The sequence below is a fragment of the Segatella copri genome, assembly GCF_015074785.1.
GTDB lineage: Bacteria > Bacteroidota > Bacteroidia > Bacteroidales > Bacteroidaceae > Prevotella.
Genome location: NZ_CP042464.1, coordinates 889,281 through 914,960, shown reverse-complemented (window position 1 = coordinate 914,960; position 25,680 = coordinate 889,281). Strand labels below are relative to the sequence as shown.

Genomic DNA, 25,680 nt, shown 5'->3' with positions numbered 1-25,680 from the left:
GCAATGAAAAAGATATTATATACAATGATTTTAGCCTGCAGCACGATGATGGTATCGTGCGACAGCTGGTTGGAAGTGAAACCATACGACAAGATATCGGAGGGCGAGCTTCAGAAATCAGAAGAAGGCTACCAGAAAATGCTCAACGGTATCTACATCGACCTCAACAGCGATGCACTCTACGGTCAGTCGCTGTCGGTAGAGATGATTGAGGTGATGGGTGGTGCATACGCCATCGGTACTGACAACAGCGTATGGGGCAACTACAAAGACCTCTCCAACTACCAGTATGGCACAGAATACTGGCGCAACCGCCTGGACCAGACCTGGAACAAGGCTTATGCGCTGATTCTGAACTGCAACAAGATTCTGGAAAGTATCGACCAGAACCAAGGTCTCTTTACAGGCGGCAACTATTATGCCGTAAAGGGAGAAGCACTGGCACTGAGAGCGATGCTGCACTTCGACATGCTGCGCCTCTTCGGTCCGGTTTATGCCAAGGACAGCGAGAAGAAGGCGATACCTTATTATAATAAGCAGACCAACAGTCCGGAGCCTATCCTTACAGCCAAGGAGGTGGCAGAGAAGGTGGTTGCCGACCTAGAGGAAGCCCGCATCCTGCTTGCCAACGACCCGGTTAAAACAGAAGGAACCCTGATGAGCGGTTCGCAGGACGGTACCAGCAACTTCATGCGCTACCGTGCTCTCCGACTCAACTACTATGCCGTAGAGGCCCTTCTGGCTCGTGTGAATCTCTATATGGGCAATAAGACCGAAGCGTTCAAGTATGCCACCGATGTCATCAAGACTGCCGACCAGGGCATCTTCCCATTCGTAGACAAGAGTCTGGTTATAGGTTCGCCAGCCGACCCTGACCGCATCTTCTCTTCAGAGGTTCTGTTTGCACTGACCAACACCAGCCGCAGCAAGATTCACAAGAATTTCTACGATCCGTCACGATTGCCAAACTATGTGTTCCGCATGGACGATAACCTGATGAGCAACATCGTGTATGGCGGTGCAGCAACAACCGGCGGCTATCAGGACGACTACCGTTACCGTGCCAACTGGATAGCAACAGGCAGCAACCGTTATTTCTACAAGTATAGCGATATGGTGGCTAACGGAAGTATCCAGAACACGATGATTCCGATGATACGTCTGGGTGAGATGTTCCTCATTGCAGCCGAGAGCCAGAGCGACAACCTGGCTAACGGAGTACAGTATGTCAATGCCCTACGCAGAAACCGCGGTGTAGCAAACCTTCAGACTCTGACTCCTGATTTGCTGAAGTATGAGTACATCCGCGAGTTGTATGGCGAAGGCCAGCTGTTTTATCTCTACAAGCGATTGAACAGCGACATCATCACCTCTTCTAACGCGAACAAGAATCCAAAGGCAAGCGACCTCATCTTCGTGGTTCCACTACCTGACTCAGAGACAGAGAACTAGTTAACAGTTTACAGTTGAGAGTTTATAGTTAAGACTAATTATATACGATTTTTATATGAAATATCAGATAAAGACTCTATTGATTGGAGCGATGGCGGCCCTATCTCTAGGCTCATGTAGCGAACAGGAACCGGATGTTTTTCAGAACATTAACGGTGTTTACCTGAACAATCGCTCCAACACCAATATTCTACAGGCAAACACCAATGTGACCTTTGTCTATCAGAAAGGCGATGAGATGCAGGTGCCTGTCAAGATACAGCTGGTAGGCCGTCCTACAGACCAGCCTCGCGAGATAGCCCTAATGGTTTGCTCGGAGGATGCACAGGAAGGCACAGACTACATCCTGCCGGAAAAGGCTGAGATGCCAGCGGGCGAAACCGTACTGGAATATATGATTACGCTGAAACGTACTGCCATCCTGAAAACTCAGGAGAAGCATATACAGGTAAGTCTGCAGCCTAACGAGAACTTCACACTTCCCGTTACCGAAGAGACGACAGCCAACGGCGATGTGGTTTCTACCCTTTCTTATCAGATTATCTTCTCTGACAAGTTTACCACGGCACCAAAGGCATGGAAGACCGATCTGCTCGGCGATTTCACCCAGCAGAAGTTCGAACTGGCTTGTAAGGTACTCGACCTGGACCCAGCCGATTTCAACGACGATTCTAAGATGACGCTTGCCATGCAGAGCTATGTAAGTTCTGAGATGCAGAGTTATGTGAGAGAGCAGCAGAAACTTCGCAACAACGGCGAGGCATACGATGCCGATGCATTCGATGCAAAGGGCAATGCGCTGGCTTTCTATGGAGAATAAAAAAAAAACTGGAAGATTATGAGAAATTATAAAATAATGGCAGCGGCTCTGATGATGGCTACAATGATGGCAGGATGCTCGCAAGATGAGGGCAACTACGATTATCACAGTCTGAACGAGCCTACTATCACCGGCGTACCTGAGACCATCTCGGTACTCACCCATGCCAACATCGACCTCGACCCGAATCTGGGCGATAACATCACCGACCTCGATGCCTACAACTACGAGTGGAAGGTCATCAATAAGTCGGGTGACAACAAGGTGACTGTACTTGGCAACGAAAAACATCTCGTGCAGGAAATGACGCTTCCTGCAGGAGAATATACCCTCTACTTCACCGCAACAGAGAAGAAGACCGGACTCTTCTGGCAGCAGAGCTATACACTCACTGTGAGCGATACCTCTTCAGAAGGCTGGATGGTGCTCTGTGATGTGAACGGCAAGACCCGTCTCGACATGATATCGAAGGTTACAGGTAAAACCTATCTCGACATCCTCAAGACCAGCGGAATGCCTGAGTTGAATCATCCATACAACATCCAGTATGCGCCAAACAGCGGACATTCCGACTCTCCTTTCTATCTCTTTACAGCCGACGGAGCCACCCGTCTGTCAAAGAACAGTTTTGTATGGCAGAAGGATTACGACTTCAAGTACGAGGTAGCCAAGCAGACCAATCTGAAGCCACAGAGCATGGTATGCGACCAGAGCGGCATGATGAGAATGATTGTGAGCAACGGCTATGCATATTCGGCATCCAACATGGGTATCCAGGGACTCTTCGCTGCCGTCAACAAGCAGCCTGTTCTTGCACCAGCTGTAGGAGCCAACATCGGAGCATCCTCTTACGCATCTATCTATCTGCTTTATGATAATGTGAACAAGTGCTTCATGTCCTGCTGTCCTTTCCTACCAGGCCTTTCGCTCTCTGATGTTTCCTATCACAGCATGAAGGATATGGAAGAGATAGCTACCGGATACAAGGGATCGAATATGGTAACAGGAAAAGCCTTCAGCGAATACCCTACAGGCATGGACTTTGTATATATGGAGAATACCAAGTACGACCCGGGAAATGCCAAGATGGGCATCACCTATACCATCCTGCGCAGCGGAAAGAAGTTTGAACTGTATGGCATTCAGCTGGGTGATATGCTCTGCTATGCCGACTGCACCTTTGCACTGGGTAAGGCTTACTACGGCGACTTGAGCGACTGCAAAGACATCGCCAATGCCTCTTGCTTCGCCTTCAGTTCGCAGAAGAACTACATGTATTATGCTGTAGGCGGTACCGTTTATCGCGTAAACCTCTCGGAGAAACCATTGAAGGCAGAGCGCCAGTTCAGTTTCAACGGCGAAACCATCACGATGATGAAGTTTAATTTCTATCAGAATTCAGCTTCAGCCCATGATTACGATCTCATCGTAGGTTCAGAGAACAGCAATGGTTCGGGCACACTCCGCATCTACGACGGCATGAGCGCAGAGGGCGATTTCTCTAAGGTTACACCTACCAGCTATTCAGGCTTCGGCAAGATAGTAGATGCTACTTACCGTGAGCGTACCAACTAATCATCAACTTAAAAAAAGAAAGTAAAAATGAAGAATAGAATATTATCATTGCTTCTGTTCCTGCTTGCTGCAGTGAACATGCACGCAGCTGAGGGCATCACCGTTAGATTTGACGTCAAGAATCCGGTGCTCTCTAATGTGGTACTCGTCTACCACATGAGCGTCAACGAATTTCCACTGACCGACGGAAAGGCTACCGTGCAGCTCGACGGCATGGATGCTCTCTACGCCAACGTTTATTATGGCGAGAAGACAAAGAACGTGTATCTTCAGAAGGGCGACGATGTAACCATCTCGTTCGATGCCAACAATTTCGACAACACCTTCGCCGTGAAGGGCGGCAACGAGAAGGCTATCGATTACTTGAACAAGATTCAGTTAACCGGCTTGCCTAATGAGGCTTACAGCCAGCCTTGGAGCGAGTTTAAGGCTACCGTTGACAAAAAGATCGCTTCGATGAAACGCCTGCTGAAAGCACGCAAGTTTGCTGCCGACGACAAATTTCTGAAGATGGAAGAAGGCAGAATTACCTACTTCTATGCCAATGCCTTCCTGATGTATCCGGTAAGTCATACTTATCTCACTCAGGATACCACTCTGGTATTGGGTAAGGACTATTACGATACCCTGCGCCAGTATGTGAAGGAGGATGATGATCTCGCCGACAACGATGAGTATCGCAACTATATGATTGAGACAGCCCATGTATTTGATGAAGCGGGAAAGAACATCCGCCAACTCTATCCAAAGGTGCTTGCAGAGATGAGCTATATCGGCGAGAATACGAAGAGCGACAAGGTGCGCGAATCGCTGATTCATTTTCTGGCATTCACCTATGTTGAAGGTAATGGCGTGGAGAACATCACCGATCTGCAGAATCTGTACTATACCTATGTTACATCGCCTCGCCTGAATGAAATCTTCAAGAAGGCATGTGCCAAATGGGACAAGGCGGCTGTGGGCCGTCCATCACCTATGTTCAAGGGTGTAGATGTATACGGCAAGGAGATGACGCTCCGTGATTTCCGCGGCAAGTACATATATATAGATATGTGGGCTACCTGGTGCGGACCATGCCAGAAGGAGTTGCCATTCCTCAAGAAACTGGAAGAGAAGTTCAAGGGCAGAAACATCGTTTTCGTAGGTCTTTCTATCGATCAGGACAAGGCGAAGTGGGCAGCCCGGGTTAAGAGCGGTACACTGAGCGGTACCCAACTTTATATCGGTAAGGGCAGCAAGTTCCAGAGCGATTACCGCATCAGCGGCATTCCTCGCTTCATCCTCCTCGATCCTAACGGCAGAATCGTGAATCCAGACATGACCCGTCCTTCAAGCGAGGACACAGAAAAGATTCTGAACAGTCAGCCTGGCTTGTAAGAATTAGAGTTTAAAACAATTTATTTATTAATTAATTAAAATACAGCACTATGAAAAAATTGATTTCAATGATGTTGATGCTTTGTGCATTCATCACTTTCTCAGCGTGTTCGTCAGACGACGATGGGCCTACTAACCCAGTAAGCAATGCAGTGGTTCCAACTTCTGCAAAGATTGGTGCCGAGGTAACCGTACAGGGTAGCGGTTTCGCTGCTGGTCAGACTCTTTATCTCCAGCCTGAGCAGGTAACTGAGGTTAACACCAATGCCAAGATGTCTTCTAACGGTGCAACCTTCACCATTCCTTACACCATGACTGAAGGTAAGGTAAATGTAGTATTGAAGACAGGTAATGATAGCTGGACATTGGGCAGCATGACTCTTCTTGCAGCTGACAACCCAATCTCTACCTTGTCATTGCCAGGCGAGATGGGTATTGGCGAGGAAGTAACCCTTACCGGTATCGGTTTTGCCCAGGGCGACAAGATTGTAGTTGGTGACAAGACATTAGAGACAACAGTTACTTCTGATGGCGTAAAGGTTACTATTCCTGCTGATTTGGCAGAGGGCGAATATGCCGTATCTCTGGTTCGCGGCAATGCTTCTTGGGAGTTGGGTAAGGTATATGCCTTCCAGAAACGCCAGATTGAGAGCATTACTGTATCAGATAATACGGCACTCAACATGTATGCCCCATACTTGGGTCTTCAAGAAGGCATTTTAACTCTCAACATGTCTTACAATGAAGATGGAACTCTCAAGGAAATTACTTCTAATGGTAGTCTTGGTTGGGTTTTCAATTACAACGGGAAAACTGTTTCTGTAGAGAATAATCCTTATACTTATACTCTTGATGACCAGGGTCGCGTTATCAGCAGTACAGGTATGGATATGATGACAGGCGAAGATGTAACTTATACATGGAGCTACGATGCAAACGGTTACCTAACAAGCGTTAAGCAGGTAGGTGCAGCAGATGATGCTGATGTAAATTTCCTGAGCACTTATACTGATGGCAACTTGTCTGCTTATACTCTAAGTTTAACTAACGAGTTCACAACAAATAAGAGTATCCGTACATGTCCAAACACCGTAGAGCCTTATTATTTGCTGAACACCTTTAGCTGGTTAATGAGCCGTGATGACTTATTCCTTGGTTTCCTTCTCAACCGCAACGTAAAGGTATCTACCTATGTTCCAAATCAGGTAGTTGCTGATGATCAGGATATGGAGACAGGAGAAATGATCAAAGCCACAACAGGTATTGAGAGTTCATTTGAGAACAACGCTTTGACCATACAGAGCACAGGTGCTGCCATTTCACAGGCACAAGGCATTTATGCCAACAAGGTAGTTGTCAAGTACAAGAACAAGTAATCGGTTAAGCCTTTACAAATTGCTTAAACGATACACAATAATCAAAGCCCGACAGGAAGCTGTAACGCTCTCCTATCGGGCTTTTTCTATCTAAAACTATTTCTTCTTCGGCAAACCTATCTTCTTGCCTACCTTGAAACGGTCGAAACCTTCGCCATAAACACCGATGACGGCACTCTGGCTGACAAAGGCGGTAGGATCTATCTCGTCGATAAGACGGAATATCTTCTGAGACTCGCGCTGACGCGCCAATACAAAGAGCATGTGGACATCCTTGCCACTGTAACAGCCATGACCATCCATCACCGTACAACCTCGGTCGGCAGCGGTATTGATGGCTGCACTGAGCTCCAGATATTTGTCGCTGATGATGAAGAACTGAACCGAACGGCGCAACGCATTCACCACATGATCTACACAGAGCGACTGCACAAAGAGGCAGACATAACCGTAAATCACCATCTCCCAATCGCGCAATACCAGATAAGAACTGGTGATGATACACAGGTCGCAAATCATGATGGCATGACCCAGGGAAATGTTCCAATACTTGTTGATCATCGCCGCTACGGTATCAGAACCACCCGTAGAACCATTGCAGGAAAGACCCAGACCGGCACTGCTGCCCATGAAGAACGCACCGATGACCGTTGCCATGAACGGCTGGTCGTGAAGCAGCGGCGTCATGCCTACCGTATGCGTCTCAATCAGACGGGTGGTTAAGGCAAAGATACCAACACCATAGATGGTCTTCAGACAGAACTTATAGCCCAGAATGCGGAATGCGATGAGAAGCAGGAACACATTGAGCGCCAGATAAGATACAGATGCCGGGATGCCAAATCCCCAGCAAAGGATAGAAGCGATACCTCCTACACCACCCATCGTGATATGATTGGGAAGCAGGAAGATGTTCAAACCGATACTACCTTCTATCATCGCCAGGGCAATGATAACGTAGTCGCGGATTTCATGAAGTTTTGTTTTTCTCGTCATATAAATATACGTATTTCTTAAAATGCGGTGCAAAGGTACTAAAAAATAAGTAAAAAAAAGGCAGCTACGTGAAATATTACTTAAAAAACCAATCTTTTTTATGAAACCGGCACCTTAATTCGAAAAGATTTCCTATTTTTGCAGAAACTATGCATTATTAATAATCAAAAATTTCTAGTCTATGGCTAATTACGAAAATGAAATCAACTCGTGGCCGGTCCTGAAAAACGGACTGCACTACAAATGGCTTGTCGACTACGCTGCATTCAGCGCCTTCGGTACTTTTGAACTCACAGCAGAGGAATGGGAAAAACGCGACTTTATCGTCAACTTTAAAGGTAACTCTGAGCTCACTACGGAGATGGACCATCAGGAAGCCCTGAAGAAGGCTATCGAAATGGTATCAGACAAGCTGAAGAGTCTTTTGGGCGAAGAGGCAGCACAGTTTACCCTGGTCTGCATTCCTGCAGCTCTTGAGGCGCATACCAAGCGCCGTTTCAAGGAGTTCAGCGAGGAGATATGCAAGGCTACGGGCATGACCAACGCCTACCCTGCCTTCAGCTACACGCATGATGTAGATGAAGATGGCGATCCTGTAGATGAACTCCATATCGACGAGGCTTTCTTCCAGGGCAAAAAGATTATTCTCTTTGATGACATCATCGCATCCGGCAATTCGGTAGCCAAGTTTGCCGACCAGCTGGAAGGATATGGTGCCAAGGTTGAACTGGCGCTAGCACTGGGAAAAAAGATTTCTGACGGATATGACCAGAAATAAGATATTTTACTTTCGCATATCAGGAAGTTAAAGGAGTTAAAGGAGTTATCGCTCCCTACGGTCGCTGAGGAGTTAAGACAATAGTCTTTTTGGCGTAGTTTTTCAAACAGCAAGACATACGTCTTAACTCCTTAACTCCTTTAACTCCTTTAACTCCTTTAACTTCTGAACTTGCGAAACTACCTTTTTTCAACAGAAAGCGATTTGCTTTCCCTTTTCTATAAACTCTGCATTCACGATGTCGATATCCTTCCACATCGCCATATCCGACTCCAATGCGGCCAGGCTTGAGATATCCTCGCCATAACCGAAGAGGCGCTCTATCATCACACCATAGGTAAGATGCTCTATCTTCTCTATCGGATGAAGAACCACCGATTCCTCAAAACTGCTCTTCTTACCATTCCGGATTTCTACCAGCAAACGGGCACGTAACAGCTCCTTAACCGACTGGTTGACAATCTGTTGAGGTATCTTCGTTAAATCATGAATTTCTTTCGGAGTATACGCCTGTTCGCCCTGATTGAACCGACGACATACCAGATGCATCACTACCCCACAAACCTTGATGCGCTGCACCAGTTTCAGATGGTCGTACTGCAAATCACCATCATAATAATGGATGTTCTGGTTGGTATGGCAAAGCAAGGCGCCAAACACTACGATAGCCCACGAAATCTGAAGCCATAACAGGAAGAGCGGAATGGCTGCCAGCGAACCATAGATGACATTGTAGCTGGACAGAAAAACCTGCAGATAGATATATCCATACTGAAGTGCCGTCATGCAGACACCCGCCAGGAACGATGGAATCAGGGTACTGCGAACCCGGATATAGGTATTCGGGATGACATAATAGCAGAACACGAAGAACAGGAACATCGGAACAAAAGCCGCCAGATGGAGGATGAACGAAGGAATGGTATCGCCGATATCCGCTATCCTGTCTACATTATCCACCATATTCACCGTCCATACATTGATGCTGGAAGCAAAGAGTATCAGCAGTCCCAGACCAAACAGAATGGTAGGATATTCGGTAACAATCTGCTTCCACGAACGCTCGCCCGTATGCCAGATGTCATCAAAGGTAAGCTCTATCTTCTGCATCAGCGAAACGATGGTATAGAGAAACATCACGATACCCGTACCGATGATGTAGTTGCTCTGTGTATTCTCAATATAATTGTGAACGAAGTTAACGATGGTCTGCGCTACAACGGGCTGTGCCTCGAAGGTGGTAGAGAGCCAGGATTCGAGCAGAGAGGCATAGCCGAAACCACGGGCTATGACAAACATCATAGCCATGAAAGGTATCAGAGCCATGAAGGAGGCAAAAGTCAAGGCAGCCACATCCCTTGCCCACATATCCTTGAGATAGAAGATGCGACCGGCAAGCATACCCATCTTGATCCAAGACTTGAGTCTGCCCCGGAAGTCTTTGATATTAGAAGAATTGAACTCTCTGATATCTTCGTAAAAACCTAGTATTCTGTCTATTACCCCCATAAGCTTAAAGTATTGGTTTCAGAATAAAACATCAAATCCCTCCACAACACCACCGGGATGCCGTGAAGGGATTTGTCTTAGTATAAATTGCTTCTGTTCTATAGATTAATAGAACTTGAAGTAGTTGCGAGCATTGTTGTATGAGATATCCTCTACCATGCGAGAGAGGCTCTCCATGTCGTTAGGAAGCAAGCCCTTCTCTACATCATTGCCGAGGAGGTTGCAGAGCAAACGACGGAAGTACTCGTGACGTGGGTAGCTGAGGAATGAACGAGAGTCGGTCAACATACCTACGAAACGGCTCAGGAGACCCAATACAGAGAGTGCGTTCATCTGGCGAGTCATACCATCGAGCTGATCGTTGAACCACCAGCCAGAACCGAACTGAATCTTGCCTGGGCAAGAACCATCCTGGAAGTTACCGAGCATGGTAGCGATTACCTCGTTGGCGCATGGGTTCAATGTATAGAGGATAGTACGTGTAAGCTTACCCTCCATGTTGAGCTCATTGAGGAAGCTGCTCATAGCCTTGGCTGTAGTGAACTCACCGATAGAATCGAAACCGGTATCAGCACCAAGCTTGTTGTACATCAGTGTATTGTTGTCGCGGATAGCACCATAGTGGTACTGCTGTGTCCAGTCGGCAGCGTGATCCATCTCAGCGCAAACCTTGAGGAATGCATGCTTGTACTGACGGATTTCGAGAGCAGAAAGCTGCTGGCCACGCATAGCCTTGGCAAAGATCGTCTCAATCTGAGAATCTGTGTATGGCTCATCGTAGAACTCCTCGATACCGTGGTCGCTCAACTTACAGCCGTTCTCAGTAAAGAAGTCGTGACGCTTCTGCAAAGCATCTACCATATCCTGGAATGTAACGAGATTAACACCTGCTACCTCACCGAGCTTGTTCATATAGTCAGCGAAATCTGGCTTCTCGATGTTCATAGCCTTGTCAGGACGCCAAGCTGGAATCATCTTGATTTCGAAACCGCTCTCACGGGTCTGCTTGTGGTAACGCAGGTCATCGATTGGGTCGTCTGTAGTACAAACGCACTCTACGTTATAATGACGCATCAAGCCACGAGCGCTGAACTCAGGCAACTGCAACTTCTCGTTACACTCATCGTAGATTTCACGGGCTGTCTTAGGGCTGAGCTGCTTATTGATACCGAAAGCAGTCTTGAGCTCCAGGTGAGTCCAGTGATAGAGAGGGTTACGGAAAGTATAAGGCACTGTTTCAGCCCACTTCTCGAACTTCTCCCAGTCGCTAGTATCAGTACCTGTGCAGAAACGCTCATCTACACCGTTGGTACGCATAGCACGCCACTTGTAGTGGTCGCCGCCGAGCCAAAGTTCTGTAATACTCTTAAACTTGTGATCATTGGCTACCATCTCAGGGATGAGGTGGCAGTGATAATCGATAATTGGCATTTTAGCCGCATGATTGTGGAAAAGATCCTGTGCAGTCTTGGTGTCGAGCAGGAAGTTTTCATCCATAAATTGCTTCATAATTCGTTATCGTAGTTTTTAAATGTTTATTTATACATTTCAAATTGTAGCGCAAAGATACAACAAATATCGGAAAAAAGAATCGTTTAAGCGAAATATTTTTGATAATTTCACTTAAACGATTACGTTGGCTGTATTATACAATGATTCTTGTCTTATGATAGCTTTCACGGAACTCGCTTGGCGAGCATCCTTTCTTTTTCTTGAAGATGCGGTTGAAGTTGCTGAGATTGTTGAATCCGCAATCAAAACCTATCTCGCTGATACTCTTGGCGGTATCTACCAGCATGCGGGCAGCATAACCCAGACGCAGGTCGATGATATACTCAGAGATATTTCTGCCGGTATGAAGCTTGAAGAAACGGCTGAACGCACTGCTGCTCATGCCTGCCAGCGAGGCAAGCTCCGGCAGACGGAGTTCATCCATATAGTTCTTGGAGATGAAATTCTTCACCTTCAGGATGCGCCGGCTATCGTCTTCTACCGTTACCTTGGCATAACTGCTGGAAGCCAGGGTGCGGGCATTTTCGCAGCGTGACAGTTCGTAGAGAATGGTCAGGAACTGCTGTACGGCATAGAAACCGTCTTTTACGGAACTTAAAGTATCAAGCATTCCGTATACCTTCATGATTGCCTGCATCGGAAAGACCAGTCCCTTCTTCGCTTCCTGCATCATACGGGTAATGCTGGCGTAGGGATTTCTTCCGAAGAGCGTTTCATCACTCATGGAGAAATCAAACTGGACGGTAATCTCACGGATGTCATCGCTGTGGCATTCGTTCTGCTCCCATACATGCTCCAGATCGGGCGATGTGATGAGACAGAGATCATAGTCGCCTATCACCTCCTGCGAATCTCCAACGATTCTTCTTACTCCCTTTGCATTCTCAACAAAGTTCAACTCGTACACCGAATGGTTATGGATAGGATAAGTAAACTCCTTCTTGTGTCGGTCTGCAATATAGAGCACATCCTTACCCATCAGCGGTGTTATCTCGTGTATGATTCTTCTATCTTCTGCCATGGTACTAAATGATTAATAACTAATCACTATTTTAGATATTCAAAGTCTTCAGAATGTCGCTCATCTTCTGCTTGGTTGCGATACGGGTAGGAACCAGAGGCAGACGGAGCTCGTTCTCGATGAAGCCCATATCATTGAGCAGCGCCTTTACGCCGGCAGGGTTACCGTCAACGAAGAGCAGACTGTAGAGCTCGGTAAAAGAATGATGAATCTTACGGGCTGGCTCATATTCGCCACGGAACTCGAGACGGATCATACGGCTGAAAGCCTTAGGCAGGGCATTGCCGATAACAGAGATAACGCCGGCAGCACCACTGGCAATCATTGAGAAGGTAAGCGCATCATCACCACTGATAACATCAAAATTATCAGGCTTGTTCTTGATAATCTCATCTACCTGCTCCAGGCTGCCACTAGCCTCCTTCACGGCTACCACATTAGGGAAGTCGCGGGCGATACGGCAGGTTGTTTCAGGCTTCATGTTGATACCGGTTCTGCCAGGAACATTGTAGAGCACGATAGGCAGCGGACTAACCTGGGCAATGGCCTTGAAGTGCTGATAGAGACCTTCCTGAGAAGGTTTGTTGTAGTAAGGACAGATACTGAGGATGCCATCGATGCCACTCCAGTCGGTGTTCTTGATTTCTTCAACGACAGCAGCAGTATTATTACCACCACAATATTTCAATATCTTGATGCGACCCTTGTTCACGTCTTTCACCAATTCTGTGATTTTATCTTTCTCTTCCTGTGTAAGACATGGAGCCTCACCAGTTGTGGCAAGGATGCAAAGGAAGTCTGCACCATTGTCAATTTGAAACTCTACCAATCGCTTGAGCGACTGATAATCAACCGAGCCATCGGTGTTGAAAGGAGTAATAAGGGCAACACCTAAACCCTTGAATATGTTCTGTGCCATAATCTATAATATCAAAAACGTTGGCAAAAGTACACAATTATTGTCAATTTGCAAAATAAAATTGAACTTTTCTTTCAAGATTGTACCATTTTTGAAAAAAATCTGTATTATTATACCATATTTCACGTTTTTTTAGTAACTTTGCACCCGAATTAAGCAAAGAACGAAGAACAAATCAAAGCTCAAAGTTCATAGCAAAAAACAAAAAAGTTCAAAGATCATCATGAGATATTTCATATTCTTCGGTTACGACGGCACCAACTACCACGGCTGGCAGATTCAGCCCAATGCCAATTCGGTGCAGCAGGAGTTGCAGCGCGCCCTCTCCATACTTCTGAGAAAGGACATGGAGGTGGTGGGAGCAGGAAGGACCGATACCGGCGTACATGCACGACACATGGCAGCCCACTTCGATACCGACAGGATTCCGATGGAACCCGACCAGCTGGTATACCGCCTGAACCGCATCCTGCCCCGCGACATCGCCGTATACGAAGTAAGGGAGGTAGCCCCAGAGATGCATGCCCGTTTCTCTGCCACATCGCGCACATACCATTATTATATACATACGCAGAAAGATCCGTTTGAGCGCCATTATTCACTGCAGATGAACTATCCCCTGAATTTCGAGAAGATGAACGAGGCGGCTCAGCATTTTCTGCATCACGAAGACTATGCAGCGTTCTGCAAGGCGGGTGGCGACAACAAGACTACCATCTGCCATGTAACAGCCGCCCGATGGATACAGACCTCTCCTACCACCTGGTATTTCGAGATTACCGCCAACCGTTTCCTGAGAAACATGGTGAGAGCCGTAGTGGGAACGCTCATCGATGTAGGCAGAGAAAAGATTACGATGGAACAGTTTCTCGATATCCTGCACAACGGAAGCCGCAGCGATGCAGGCGAAAGCATGCCAGGTAACGCATTGTTCCTGGAAGAGGTAGGGTATGATTTCAAAGATTAAATGATTAGAAACACAAGGGCGCGAGCCTCATTCAACATTCAACATTCAACATTTAACATTTAACATTCATAAAAATGTGGTTAGTATTAGCATTTCTCTCAGCAGCGCTGCTGGGATTTTATGATGCCTTCAAGAAGAAGGCGCTTTCAGGTAACGCAGTGATTCCCGTGCTCTTTCTGAACACGCTCTTCTCATCGCTCATCTTCCTGCCGTTCATCGTGATGAGCTATACAGGAAATTCGCTGGATGGAACGATGTTTCATGTAGCAGAAGGCGGATGGGAAGTTCACAAGTACATCGTGCTCAAGAGTTTCATCGTATTGAGCAGCTGGATCTTCGGTTATTTCGGCATGAAACACCTGCCGCTCACCATCGTGGGACCTATCAACGCCACCCGACCGGTAATGACACTCGTGGGTGCGCTGCTGGTTTACGGCGAGGTACTGAATCTGTATCAGTGGATTGGTGTCATCCTTGCCATCATCTCCTTTGCCATGCTTTCGCGCAGCGGCAAGAAAGAGGGTATCGACTTCAAGCACAATAAATGGATTTACTTCATCGTGCTGGCTGCCGTACTCGGTGCAATAAGCGGTCTCTACGACAAGTATCTGATGGCTCCACCAGAGAATGGTGGTGTAGGATTAGACAGAATGATTGTGCAGAGCTGGTACAACATCTACCAGTGTTTCCTCATGGGAGCCATGCTGCTGATGATATGGTGGCCTACCAAGAAGAATTCTACCCCATTCCACTGGCACTGGAGTATCATCTTCATCAGTATCTTCCTTTCGGCAGCCGACTTCGTATATTTCTACGCTCTGAGTCTGCCTGGCGCCATGATCAGTATCGTGAGCATGATTCGCCGCGGTTCGGTTATCGTCAGCTTCCTCTTCGGTGCAGCCATCTTCCACGAGAAGAATCTCAAGGCGAAGTTCGTGGACCTTCTCCTCGTTCTGCTCGGAATGCTGTTCCTCTATTTCGGAACGAAGTAATGATTAGATAAAAAAAAGTCTTGCAAGCATATAGCCTGCAAGACTTTTTTTTATGTTTTTACCAGATATGTGCACGCTTGTTCTTAGGAACAAAGAGCTTGTCGCCCTTCTTGATGTTGAATGCCTTATACCATGAATCCACCATTGGGAGGGCACCGTTCACACGAGCCTCGTTTGGAGAGTGAACATCCACGGTCATCAGATACTGCAGGTACTCAGGACGGGCATTGCCTGCCCATACACGTGCCCATGCCAGGAAGAAGCGCTGTTCTGGAGTAAAATCATCCTTCACACCCAACTTCTCTGTCTTCATCACATTCTGAAGTGCACGGAAAGCGATGTTCAAACCACCATTGTCACCGATGTTCTCACCCAGGGTCATCTGGCCGTTTACCTTCTTGCCAGCCAACTCAATCTTGTTGAAATGGTCAACCAGGATCTTGGTGCGAGACTCGAAGTTCTTCTTGTCAGCAGCAGTCCACCAGTTGTGCTGGTTACCGGTCTTGTCAAACTGGCTGCCCTGATCGTCAAAGCCATGACTCATCTCATGACCGATTACACCACCTATACCACCATAGTTCATCGCATCATCAGCTGTTGGATCGAAGAATGGAGGCTGCAGGATAGCTGCAGGGAAGCAAATCTCGTTGGTAGTTGGGTTATAATAAGCATTGATAGTCTGAGGAGTCATTCCCCACTCTGTCTTATCTACCGGCTTGTTCACCTTGCGGGCGATGGCATCCTTGGTAAAGAACTCAGAGATATTTGCCATATTCTCGTAGAGAGAGAGGCTGTCATCTACCTGCAATCCGCTATAGTCCTTCCACTTGTCAGGATAACCTATCTTGATGATGAAGTTCTCCAGCTTGTCCTTAGCCTGTGCCTTGGTAGCAGCACTCATCCAGGTAGCCTCGTCGATGCGCTGTGAAAGCGCAGTCTGGAGATTGTGAACCAAGTCGAGCATACGCTTCTTGCTGCTCTCTGGGAAGTACTTCTCTACGTAGATTTTTCCGATAGCCTCGCCCAACACGCCGCTCACGGTACTTACAGCACGCTTCCAGCGAGGACGGTCCTGCTGAACACCACTCATTACCTTGCTCAACTCAAAGGATACGGCACGGAAATCATCGCTCAATACGCTGGTTGCACCAGAAATCACCTTGATCTCTGCGTATGTCTTCAGATCATCCAGAGAGGTCTCTGCGAGAATCTTCTCAACCTCGTGGATTGGTTCAGGCTGACCCACGCAAATTTCCTTGAAAGCAGGGAAACCGGATGCCAGGAACACATTGCCCCAGTCGATGCCAGGATAATCGAGCACGAGCTGGTTGTAAGTCATCTTGTGATAGTTCTTGTCGATGTCGCGGAGCTGTACCTGACTATAGCTTGCCTTAGCGATGCGGGTCTCGATAGCCATCACAGCCTCCATCTTCTTCTGGGCAGTAGCCTCGTCGTTGCCTACCATCTGGAAGAGCTTCTTCATATAAGCCTTGTATGCATCACGAATCTTCTTGGTCTGTTCGTCATCGTTTACATAGTAATCGCGTACACCAAGACCAAGACCACTCTGGTCTACCTCAACGAGGTTGTTGGCGGCATCACGAAGGTCGGCGCCCACACCGATGCCATACATCATGGTACCCTCGCCACGGAAATCGAGCTGAGCGGTAACGAGCTGATACTCTCTGCGGTCCTTGATAGCTGCAATGCGGTCGAGAGTTGGCTTGATAGGTGCCCATCCCTCCTTGTTCAGGCGAACGCTGTCCATACGGAGGTTGTAGAGCGAACCGATCTTCTGTCCGAGTGACCCCTTCTGCTGTGGCTTGGAAGCATATTCAAGGATGATGTCCTGGATGCGCTTCTGGTTCTGCTCAAAGAGGTCGGTGAAAGCACCATTGTCGGTATGCTCGGCATCGAGTGGATGATTCTTCATCCAGTTGCCTGCGGCATAGCGATAGAAATCATTACCCGGCTTGATGGTCAAGTCCATGTTGGTCTTGTCAATACCGGAGCCCAACTTCTCCTGCTGGGCAAAAGCAGTTGTTGCACTGAGCAACAATGCTGCGAATAATACTTTTGTTCTCATTATTGTTTGTATTTAACTGTTTCTTTTTTTATAAGGGCGAGACCTGCAAAGGTCAGGGCGCCATTCAGCATCAGAAGCTCATAGCCGAACTTATAGCCCACATACTGCGAGGTAAGGGTATCGATGGCGTAGCAGATGAGCGGACTGGCAATGCAGACCCATGGCGACCAGCGGTCGTTTACCTGACGCTTGGTGAGCAGACTGAAGGCAAACAAACCCAACAGCGGACCGTAAGTATAAGAGCAGAGGATGTAGATGGCATCTATCACGCTCGTAGAATTAATCGCCTTGAAAGCAATGATAAAGAGCATGAAGACGAAAGCCACCAGCAGATGCATACGCTTGCGGAGCTTCATATCCTCTTTCCTGCCCAATATATCCACACAGAGACTCGTAGTAATGGCGGTCAAAGCAGAATCGGCACTCGAAAAGCTCGCCGCCACGATACCGATGGTGAACAGTACCACTACCAGGTTTCCCATCACTCCCGAAGCTGCGAACATCGGCAACAGATCATCAGGAGCATCAGGCAAAGCCACTCCCTGTTTCTGAGCCAGCATCACCAGCAACACACCCAGACTCAGGAAAAGCAGATTGGCAGGCACAAAGGCAAAACCATAGCTGCAAACATCCTTCTGGGCCTCACGGAGCGACTTGCAGGTAAGATTCTTCTGCATCATGTCCTGATCAAGACCGGTCATCACAATCACTACAAAGACACCGCTTAGGAACTGTTTCCAGAAATTCTGTTTCGACATCCAGTCATCAAAGACAAAAATACGGGAATGACTGTCGTTAGCAATCGCAGTTATCGCTTCGGAAGGACTCATGCCCAACGCCGACATCACCTGACAGATAATGAGGATGAGCGCAGCAAACATACAGAGCGTCTGAAAGGTATCCGTCCACACCAGCGTCTTGATGCCACCCTTGCGCGTATAAAGCCAGATAAGCAGTACCATGACAGGAACCGTGACCCAGAACGGAACACCAATCCCATCGAGCACGAAACGCTGCAAGAGGATACAGACGACAAAGAAACGGACCGCCGCACCCGTCATCTTGGACAAGAGGAAGAACGAAGCTCCAGTCTTATACGAACGTTCCCCCAACCGCTGCTGCAGATAACCGTAAATCGTAGTGAGATTATACCGGTAATAGATAGGAAGCAAAAGAAAGGCAACCAGGAAATAACCCAGGATGAAACCGATGCACATCTGAAGGTAGGTCATATCCGTTCTCATCACCATGCCCGGTACACTGACAAAAGTGATGCCCGAAATAGACGCTCCCACCATACCGAAAGCAACCATATACCAAGGCGAACGGCGGTTGGCACGATAGAAAGTTTCATTACTTGCCATTTTGCGGGCAGTAAGATGACTGAAGAGCAGAAGCACACAGAAGTATGCCAGAACTGTGATAACGATAGCCATATTCTCTTAAATTTATATAAAAACAAAAAACCTCCGAGATCACTCTCGAAGGTTTCTGCGGTGCGTACGAGACTCGAACTCGTGACCTCCTGCGTGACAGGCAGGCATTCTAACCAACTGAACTAACGCACCATTATTATTATGGAGGAGTCGAAATGTTAAAATGAAATTAGCGGTGCGTACGAGACTCGAACTCGTGACCTCCTGCGTGACAGGCAGGCATTCTAACCAACTGAACTAACGCACCAAACTATTTTGGCAAGCCAGCAAGATGATTTTGAGCGGTGCGTACGAGACTCGAACTCGTGACCTCCTGCGTGACAGGCAGGCATTCTAACCAACTGAACTAACGCACCAATCATGAAATCAAATTGAATGGCTTAGCGCTCATTTTTCATTTGCGAGTGCAAAGGTACTACTTTTTTTTGGTTCTACCAAATTTTTATGCAACTTTTTTACAGAAAATATTGAAAAAACATCGCATCCTCATATCCAACTGGGCTACAAAGCCATTGTTTCAGGATATTATTCCCCTCAAATCCAACAGATTGCAGCATTTTAGCCGCTTTTTGGTTTCTGATACCTACAATAGCATAAATCTGCTGAAGATGAAGTATATTCCGGGCATATTGCAACAAGCGTGACACAGAAGCCTTCGCATAACCCTGCCCCTGAAACTCCTTTTTGATGACAATTCCGAGTTCGGCACGGTGATGACGGGGATCAAAATCAGTAAGATCCAGGATGCCCACCTGCTCATTCTGCTCATTCTCTACTATCAGGCGCACCTGATTGTCTACATAAATATCTGCCGAAGCACTGGTTATATAGTCGAGCAGCACCCGGCGCGAATATGGAACATTGGAAACACCCAGTTCCCAAAGCCGATCATCATTCTCTATATGGTAGAGAAAATCTAGATCTTCCAACTCTAAAGCACGTAATCGAATATTCGGTTCTTTCATAAACTACACTTATTAATAATGTACGCGCGTACCTTATAATATAGAAATAAATCTATCCTTATAAATAACCAAATTCATCCTTATCCATCACCTCCCTATCCGTAATCACCTTACCGATGTCCTTCGTATAGGTAGCCAGTTTGATATTCTCGTCAGACCGCTGCGCAAGCTGATGCAGCATCTCTTCATAGCTCATCTCGTCAGCATCAAACAATACCTGGTTTGACAGGTCGACATGAGAAGGAGAAAAGAATCCCAGACTCTTTCTGATTCTCGCAGTCATCATCTGCGTAAAGGCTACAGAGGCACGGGCATAAATAGCAAATTTGATAGGAATACTCAAGAGATGCGACATACCCGAATAATGTTTACGGAAGAAGATAAGCATCGCCTCGTAAAACACATGAACATAGCGGAAGCTCGACTTCTGAGTACTTTCACCTTTGTAATGCAGGATATCTACAGGCAGATAATAGTTCTGATAACCACCCTTCAAGATACGGTAAGAAAGATCAATATCCTCGCCATACATGAAGAAATCCTCATCCAGCAACCCCACCTTCAGCAAGGCTTCACGACGAATCATACAGAAAGCACCGCTCACAACCTCTATCTTTGCCGGCTTATCCCATGGAAGATAACCCATGTAATAATGACCGAAACTGCGATGCTGAGGAAACCGGCTGCACAACCCCATCATCTTATAGAAAGCCACCATCGGAGAAGGCAATCCTCTCCTACTCTCAGGAGCTGGTTTGCCATTGGCTCCCAACATCCTTACACCCAATGCACCAGCGTCAGAATGAGTACGCATGAAACCAACAGCATCCTTGAGAACATGCTCACCGATAATGGTATCCGGATTCAGCAAAAGAACCAGATCACTCTCGCTCTTGCGGATAGCAAGATTGTTGGCACGGGCAAATCCGTTATTATGCGTACAGGCTACAACATGGAGATTAGGATATCGGGAAGCCGGGAAACACTGTTCGAGAAATTCCACCGTTCCATCCTGAGAATGATTATCAACCACGATAATCTCTGCCGTATCGCCACTTGCATCACCCTGCTGCCCACACTCCAACACGCCGATAGCTTTCTCTACCGAACGCAGACACTGGGCAAGATAGTACTTCACATTATAGCTTACTATGATAACACTAAGTTTCATACCGAATAGCAAATATTAGATACTGAGAGTTTAACCTTCCGCCTCTGTTGTTTCGTCCTCACATCTTCCGACAGAAGGATAGACAAAGAAGAGACAGAGAAAAAGGATGATAGCCATATATCCAAAAGCAGGCGCCATCGTCTGATAATACATAAACGTATTGATCAGCATTGGCAAGCAGAGCATATTCAGACGGGCAGTGCCCAGAGGAAGAAGTGCATCTCCCTTACGGGTTACCAACTGACGGTGAATAGCCTTGAAACTGAAGAGTTTGAGCGCCAGAGGAATAACGGCAATGGTAAGAAACTCCATCGCTACGGTAATCACATAGACCAACGTAACATCCCCTGCCAGATTAGTAGGTTCCAAAATTTCTGTCTCATAGAGCAAGACCAGCAGGAATCCTACCAACAGGACAAAGAGGAAATTGGTCATCAATATTCGTTGTACTTGTTTGATTTTCATTTTGTTGTCTTTTATTATTGTCCAAATGGAGTTCTGTTCAGAATACTCCTTCCGAGGGTAACCTCATCTGTATACTCCAATTCATCACCCACCGAGATACCACGGGCGATAACAGAGAGTTTAACAGGATAATCAGCAAGTTTACGGGAGATATAGAAGTTGGTTGTATCACCCTCCATCGTACTGCTGAGAGCAAAAATCACCTCCTTCACCCCACCTTCAGCCACACGCTGAACCAGCGATTCTATCTCTATATCCGAAGGACCGATACCATCCATCGGCGAAATGATGCCGCCCAAGACATGATAGAGTCCGTGAAACTGCTGCGTGTTTTCTATCGCCAGTACATCCTGCACATTCTCAACGACACAGATGGTAGAAGCATCGCGCCGGGAATCAGAACAGATCGGACAGAAATCAGTATCGCTGATATTATGACAAACTCTGCAGTATTTCACTTCACGCCGCATCCTGGAAATGGTATCAGCAAAGAGTTCCACATCCTCACTCTTACGCTTGAGCATAAAAAGTACAAGGCGCAAAGCTGTTTTGCGCCCTATACCTGGCAATTTAGAAAACTCCGCCACTGCCTTTTCCAACAAAGTCGAAGAAAACTGTTGTTGCATCTTAGCAGTTTAGAGATAAATACCAATACCCAGTTTCAAACCTACAGTAGAATAATCTACATGCTTCTTGAAACTCTGATCGTAGTAGATAGCTGGCTCGAGGGTAACCGACTTGCCGAGGAAGAAAGCATAACCTACCTCTACCCCTGGCATGAAATCATTATAACCTCCGGAATGAGCCAACTTTACGCCGCCGCCCAGATACAGACCATTCTGCTCGATATAATAACGTGCCTGGGCACCGACAGCGAAATAATCCTTCACGCCTTCAAGACCAGAATGATTATATTCTACCTGCCCCAACAGCATCCAGTCGTCTTCTACGAAGTATCCAGCCTTAGCCTGAATACCGAGATTGAGGTCCTGAGAGCCATTATAACTCAAGTTTAAGCCCGTCATCGACGCACCTATATACTGTTTTCCACTTTCAAACTGAGCATGGGCAGCTGTCGAAACGACAAGTGCCAATGCTGCAATAGCTAATTTTTTCATTCGTATCATATAAATTTACGTATATTGATTAATACTTATATATAAATCTATTGTTTCTTCTGATAACTGCGATACCAACCCAGGAACCAAACCAAGGCTATCACCAGAATGATGACACTGCCCGCATAAGCCAGGCTCTCACCCAAAGCCAAAGCTGTTGGCGAAATGAGCAGGAAGGTTGAACATATCACGGTCATAAACAAGGCAGGAACCAGCGTCATCACAAAAGGCTTCTTCTGCTGTACCAGATAAACCGTCAATGTCCAGAGAGTGAACACAGAAAGCGTCTGGTTAGCCCAGCCGAAATACTGCCAGATGATATTGAAACCATCAGGATTCTCCATCTGCCAAACCAGAATGCCCACCGTAAGAGCAAACAACGGAACGCAGATATAAAGACGCTTGCGCATAGAGCGCTGCTCCAAACCGATAAACTCGGCGATAATCAGACGGGCACTTCTCAAAGCCGTATCGCCACTGGTAATAGGCGCTGCGACGACACCCAACAGAGCCAGGATTCCACCAGCCACACCCAACCAGCTGGAACATACTATCTTCACAACGGTAGGCGCATCGAAGTTCTGGATAAGCGACTTGCCGCCATCAAACTGAGCTATAAACTGCTGAGCCACCTCAGGACTTACGCATTCACGCCATCCACCATAATAGAAGAAATACATGGAAACCGTAGCCCATATCAAGGCAACGACACCTTCTGTAATCATGGCTCCATAGAAAATAGGGCGTCCCATCTTCTCATTCTTCATGCATCGTGCCATGAGCGGACTCTGCGTAGCATGGAAACCACTGATGGCACCACAGGCAATCGTGATAAAGAGGCAAGGGAAAATCGGACTCTTCTGTACAAAAGACTCCGTTCCCAACCAAGCCGGATTCTCATTGAGATTGCAACTCTGCAAATTGCTCCAAAGTTCAGGCAATGAAGGCCACTTCACAAAGAGACCTATCATCAGAGCACCCGCCATAAAGAGAAGCGAGAAGGCAAAGAGCGGATAAACCTTACCGATAATCTTATCGATAGGCAGTAATGTAGCAATGACGTAATAAACGAAAATCACCACAATCCAAAACATCTGGCTGCCCCAGAATGCATCCGTATTACAAATGCCACTCATAATGATAGCCGGACTGTATACAAACACAGCTCCCACCATCATCAGCAAAAGTACCGAAAAGACCAACATCACTTTCTTGGTGCGTCCACCCAAATACTTACCTACCAATTCCGGCAAACCAGCTCCACCGTTACGGATACTGAGCATACCGCTCATGTAATCATGCATGGCTCCTGCGAAGATACACCCGAAGATAATCCACAGATAAGCCACCGGTCCGTACCAGGCACCCATAATGGCACCGAAGATAGGACCCGTTCCTGCAATGTTGAGGAACTGAATCATGAAGATCTTCCAACTAGGCAGTACCATAAAGTCGACCCCATCGGCTTTGGTCACTGCAGGCGTAGGGCGGTCATCAGGACCGAACACATGCGCCACAAACTTTCCATAAAGAAGGTAACCCAATACAAGGGCGACCAAACTAATAACGAAACTGACCATTTTGCTTTTATTGCTTAAAATTTTCTCTCTTTTCGGTGCAAAATGCACTTTATTTTAATATTTCAACCGCAAAAGTAATATTTTTATTTGAAATAAAAAAAAATATTGAAATATTTATGGTGAATATGCAAAAAAAACTATTAAATAGGCATTAATCCGCAAAAAAATAGTTATCTTTGCATTATGAATGATTATCAATATATTGCATACTTTGCTATTGTTTGCAATAAAACGTGCAAATTTCGTGCAAATAAAGGAGATACATACTTATGATTAAGATTTCAATTAAGTTGGATAAAAGGAGGCGATTGAATAGCGGCAGATTCCCTTTGAAGTTCAAAGTGGCAAGGAAAGATAGTGCCATTTATATTCCCACAGGCTATGAGCTGAAAGAAGATGAATGGGATGCTAAGAATGAGAAGGTGAAAGGAATACCCGAACAGAGAGTTATCAATATGAAACTTATGAAAAGAATTTCCCTTCTCAATGATAAGATAGTGCAGTTACAAGAAGAAGGCAAACTGCGCTACTTCTCTAATAAGAAGCTATCACTTTATCTGTCTAACGAAGAAGATAAAACCGATTACGAGAATCATCTTTTCAAAACACAGATGGCAGAATTTCTATCCAAGAAAGAAAGTGAGGGAACTAAACGCATATATATCGCAGCAGAAAACAGAATAAAAGATTTCTGTGATTATGATACATTAAGGGTTGAAGATATAGATATAGACTGGTTGGATGATTTCGTTGATTTTCTAAAGATAAAAAATTGCAAAAACACCATTGCTATGAGATTAAGGATTATCCGAACCATCTTAAACTATGCTCGCAAAAAAGGTGTCCTTAAAGAATATGTTTTTAATATGTATAGTATTAAATCAGAAGAAACAAGGAAACGCTCATTAACTGTTGAGCAGTTAAGAAAATTGCATGAAGCAAAGTTATCACCTATCCGTTCTAAACATCGTGATATGTTCTTTCTTATCTTCTATCTAATGGGTATCAATGTTAAAGACCTATCGAAATTAGAAAAAATAGAAAACGGCAGAATCTCCTATCGCCGCTCAAAAACGGGAACGCTATATAATATAAAGGTAGAACCTGAGGCTATGGAGATTATTGAACGATATAGAGGGAAAGAGCATCTTATCAAGCAATTCGATAGAAAAGCATCGTATCTAAGCTTTGACCAAGCCAATAATAGATGTCTTAGCAAAATCTGCAAAAGTATAGGAATACCCGAAGTAACTACTTATTGGGCAAGACATACCTTTGCTACTATTGCTTATGAGATTGGTATCAGTATGGATATTATTGCAGACTGCCTTGGGCATAAGAATAGCCATAGAATAACCTCTATATATGTGCGAAAAGACCAACAACGGATTGATGAAGCCAATCGAAAGGTTATTGATTATGTTCTATATAACAAGAAGGGGTAGAGCTTTCGCCCTACCCTTTCTTATTATTCTATTACTTCCAAATACTTTAACTTTGCGAATCGGTATGAGTTATATGTTTTACCAAGCGTTTTATACACCTTAGATGTGAAGTACAGAATG

Annotated in this window: 22 protein-coding genes and 3 tRNA genes; 9 read left to right on the top strand and 16 right to left on the bottom strand. The window is 46.1% G+C overall.

Going from position 1 to position 25,680, the window contains the following annotated elements; genetic code table 11:
* Positions 1 to 3 precede the first annotated feature (3 nt).
* The 5 genes from FO447_RS04050 to FO447_RS04030 are packed head-to-tail and all read left to right on the top strand — an operon-like array spanning position 4 to position 6,600.
* On the top strand, positions 4 to 1,452 hold the full coding sequence (locus FO447_RS04050; RefSeq protein WP_200757796.1) for a RagB/SusD family nutrient uptake outer membrane protein: 1,449 nt from the start codon (positions 4 to 6) through the stop codon (positions 1,450 to 1,452).
* A gap of 55 nt (positions 1,453 to 1,507) precedes the next feature.
* On the top strand, positions 1,508 to 2,272 hold the full coding sequence (locus FO447_RS04045; RefSeq protein ID WP_200757794.1) for a DUF4843 domain-containing protein: 765 nt from the start codon (positions 1,508 to 1,510) through the stop codon (positions 2,270 to 2,272).
* An 18-nt stretch (positions 2,273 to 2,290) separates the two neighbouring features.
* A complete protein-coding gene (locus tag FO447_RS04040) occupies positions 2,291 to 3,847 on the top strand; it encodes a PKD-like family lipoprotein (RefSeq protein WP_200757792.1) in 1,557 nt (518 codons plus the stop codon).
* Positions 3,848 to 3,874: 27 nt separating this feature from the next.
* Positions 3,875 to 5,224, top strand: coding sequence for a TlpA family protein disulfide reductase (locus FO447_RS04035; protein ID WP_200757791.1), 1,350 nt, complete (start codon positions 3,875 to 3,877; stop codon positions 5,222 to 5,224).
* 50 nt (positions 5,225 to 5,274) lie between these two features.
* Positions 5,275 to 6,600, top strand: a complete 1,326-nt coding sequence (locus FO447_RS04030; protein ID WP_200757790.1) for an IPT/TIG domain-containing protein — start codon at positions 5,275 to 5,277, stop codon at positions 6,598 to 6,600.
* 96 nt (positions 6,601 to 6,696) lie between these two features.
* On the opposite strand, the gene FO447_RS04025 is transcribed toward FO447_RS04030, so the two are convergent.
* Positions 6,697 to 7,596 (bottom strand): YitT family protein, encoded by a 900-nt coding sequence (locus FO447_RS04025; RefSeq protein ID WP_117693158.1) that lies wholly within the window; start codon positions 7,594 to 7,596, stop codon positions 6,697 to 6,699.
* 181 nt (positions 7,597 to 7,777) lie between these two features.
* Here FO447_RS04025 and FO447_RS04020 point away from each other — a divergent pair, with 181 nt between their 5' ends.
* Complete coding sequence (locus FO447_RS04020; RefSeq protein ID WP_200757789.1) at positions 7,778 to 8,374, top strand: phosphoribosyltransferase; 597 nt, start codon at positions 7,778 to 7,780, stop codon at positions 8,372 to 8,374.
* A 189-nt stretch (positions 8,375 to 8,563) separates the two neighbouring features.
* On the opposite strand, the gene FO447_RS04015 is transcribed toward FO447_RS04020, so the two are convergent.
* The 4 genes from FO447_RS04015 to dapA form a co-directional block, all read right to left on the bottom strand.
* A complete protein-coding gene (locus tag FO447_RS04015) occupies positions 8,564 to 9,883 on the bottom strand; it encodes a YihY/virulence factor BrkB family protein (RefSeq protein WP_200757788.1) in 1,320 nt (439 codons plus the stop codon).
* Positions 9,884 to 9,988: 105 nt separating this feature from the next.
* Positions 9,989 to 11,392: a glucuronate isomerase gene (gene uxaC / locus FO447_RS04010; RefSeq protein ID WP_119227416.1), complete on the bottom strand. Its 1,404-nt coding sequence runs from the start codon at positions 11,390 to 11,392 to the stop codon at positions 9,989 to 9,991.
* Positions 11,393 to 11,528: 136 nt separating this feature from the next.
* A complete protein-coding gene (locus tag FO447_RS04005; RefSeq protein WP_200757787.1) occupies positions 11,529 to 12,416 on the bottom strand; it encodes an AraC family transcriptional regulator in 888 nt (295 codons plus the stop codon).
* 31 nt (positions 12,417 to 12,447) lie between these two features.
* Positions 12,448 to 13,335 carry a 4-hydroxy-tetrahydrodipicolinate synthase gene (dapA, locus tag FO447_RS04000; RefSeq protein ID WP_117693154.1) on the bottom strand — a complete coding sequence of 296 codons (888 nt, stop codon included), beginning with the start codon at positions 13,333 to 13,335 and terminating at the stop codon, positions 12,448 to 12,450.
* 223 nt (positions 13,336 to 13,558) lie between these two features.
* Between dapA and truA the strand changes: the two genes are divergently transcribed.
* Entirely contained in the window at positions 13,559 to 14,302 is a 744-nt protein-coding gene (gene truA / locus FO447_RS03995) for a tRNA pseudouridine(38-40) synthase TruA (protein WP_200757786.1), read from the top strand.
* A gap of 74 nt (positions 14,303 to 14,376) precedes the next feature.
* Positions 14,377 to 15,294: a DMT family transporter gene (locus FO447_RS03990; RefSeq protein ID WP_117586885.1), complete on the top strand. Its 918-nt coding sequence runs from the start codon at positions 14,377 to 14,379 to the stop codon at positions 15,292 to 15,294.
* Between the two features lie 58 nt (positions 15,295 to 15,352).
* Here FO447_RS03990 and FO447_RS03985 read toward each other — a convergent pair whose 3' ends face one another.
* From FO447_RS03985 to FO447_RS03935, 11 genes are all read right to left on the bottom strand, one after another.
* Positions 15,353 to 17,380, bottom strand: a complete 2,028-nt coding sequence (locus FO447_RS03985) for a M13 family metallopeptidase (protein ID WP_200757784.1) — start codon at positions 17,378 to 17,380, stop codon at positions 15,353 to 15,355.
* The gene (locus tag FO447_RS03980; protein ID WP_200757782.1) at positions 17,380 to 18,816 is read right to left on the bottom strand and encodes a sodium:solute symporter; all 1,437 of its coding nucleotides are present in this window, start codon (positions 18,814 to 18,816) and stop codon (positions 17,380 to 17,382) included. The genes FO447_RS03985 and FO447_RS03980 overlap by 1 nt, the downstream gene beginning before the upstream one ends.
* Before the next feature lie 58 nt (positions 18,817 to 18,874).
* Positions 18,875 to 18,948, bottom strand: a tRNA-Asp gene (locus FO447_RS03975).
* Positions 18,949 to 18,989: 41 nt separating this feature from the next.
* A tRNA-Asp gene (locus FO447_RS03970) sits at positions 18,990 to 19,063 on the bottom strand.
* A gap of 35 nt (positions 19,064 to 19,098) precedes the next feature.
* Positions 19,099 to 19,172 (bottom strand) — tRNA-Asp (locus tag FO447_RS03965).
* A gap of 99 nt (positions 19,173 to 19,271) precedes the next feature.
* Positions 19,272 to 19,781 (bottom strand): GNAT family N-acetyltransferase, encoded by a 510-nt coding sequence (locus FO447_RS03960; RefSeq protein ID WP_118078943.1) that lies wholly within the window; start codon positions 19,779 to 19,781, stop codon positions 19,272 to 19,274.
* Between the two features lie 58 nt (positions 19,782 to 19,839).
* Positions 19,840 to 20,952 (bottom strand): glycosyltransferase family 2 protein, encoded by a 1,113-nt coding sequence (locus tag FO447_RS03955; protein ID WP_200757780.1) that lies wholly within the window; start codon positions 20,950 to 20,952, stop codon positions 19,840 to 19,842.
* A 30-nt stretch (positions 20,953 to 20,982) separates the two neighbouring features.
* Positions 20,983 to 21,417: a hypothetical protein gene (locus tag FO447_RS03950; protein ID WP_144155377.1), complete on the bottom strand. Its 435-nt coding sequence runs from the start codon at positions 21,415 to 21,417 to the stop codon at positions 20,983 to 20,985.
* A 14-nt stretch (positions 21,418 to 21,431) separates the two neighbouring features.
* Positions 21,432 to 22,043: a recombination mediator RecR gene (recR, locus tag FO447_RS03945; RefSeq protein WP_200757778.1), complete on the bottom strand. Its 612-nt coding sequence runs from the start codon at positions 22,041 to 22,043 to the stop codon at positions 21,432 to 21,434.
* A gap of 9 nt (positions 22,044 to 22,052) precedes the next feature.
* Positions 22,053 to 22,544 (bottom strand): outer membrane beta-barrel protein, encoded by a 492-nt coding sequence (locus FO447_RS03940; protein WP_200757776.1) that lies wholly within the window; start codon positions 22,542 to 22,544, stop codon positions 22,053 to 22,055.
* 38 nt (positions 22,545 to 22,582) lie between these two features.
* Positions 22,583 to 24,115, bottom strand: coding sequence for a carbon starvation CstA family protein (locus FO447_RS03935; RefSeq protein WP_200757774.1), 1,533 nt, complete (start codon positions 24,113 to 24,115; stop codon positions 22,583 to 22,585).
* A gap of 269 nt (positions 24,116 to 24,384) precedes the next feature.
* On the opposite strand from FO447_RS03935, the gene FO447_RS03930 reads away from it, so the two are divergent.
* Complete coding sequence (locus tag FO447_RS03930; RefSeq protein ID WP_200757772.1) at positions 24,385 to 25,560, top strand: site-specific integrase; 1,176 nt, start codon at positions 24,385 to 24,387, stop codon at positions 25,558 to 25,560.
* Positions 25,561 to 25,680 lie beyond the last annotated feature (120 nt).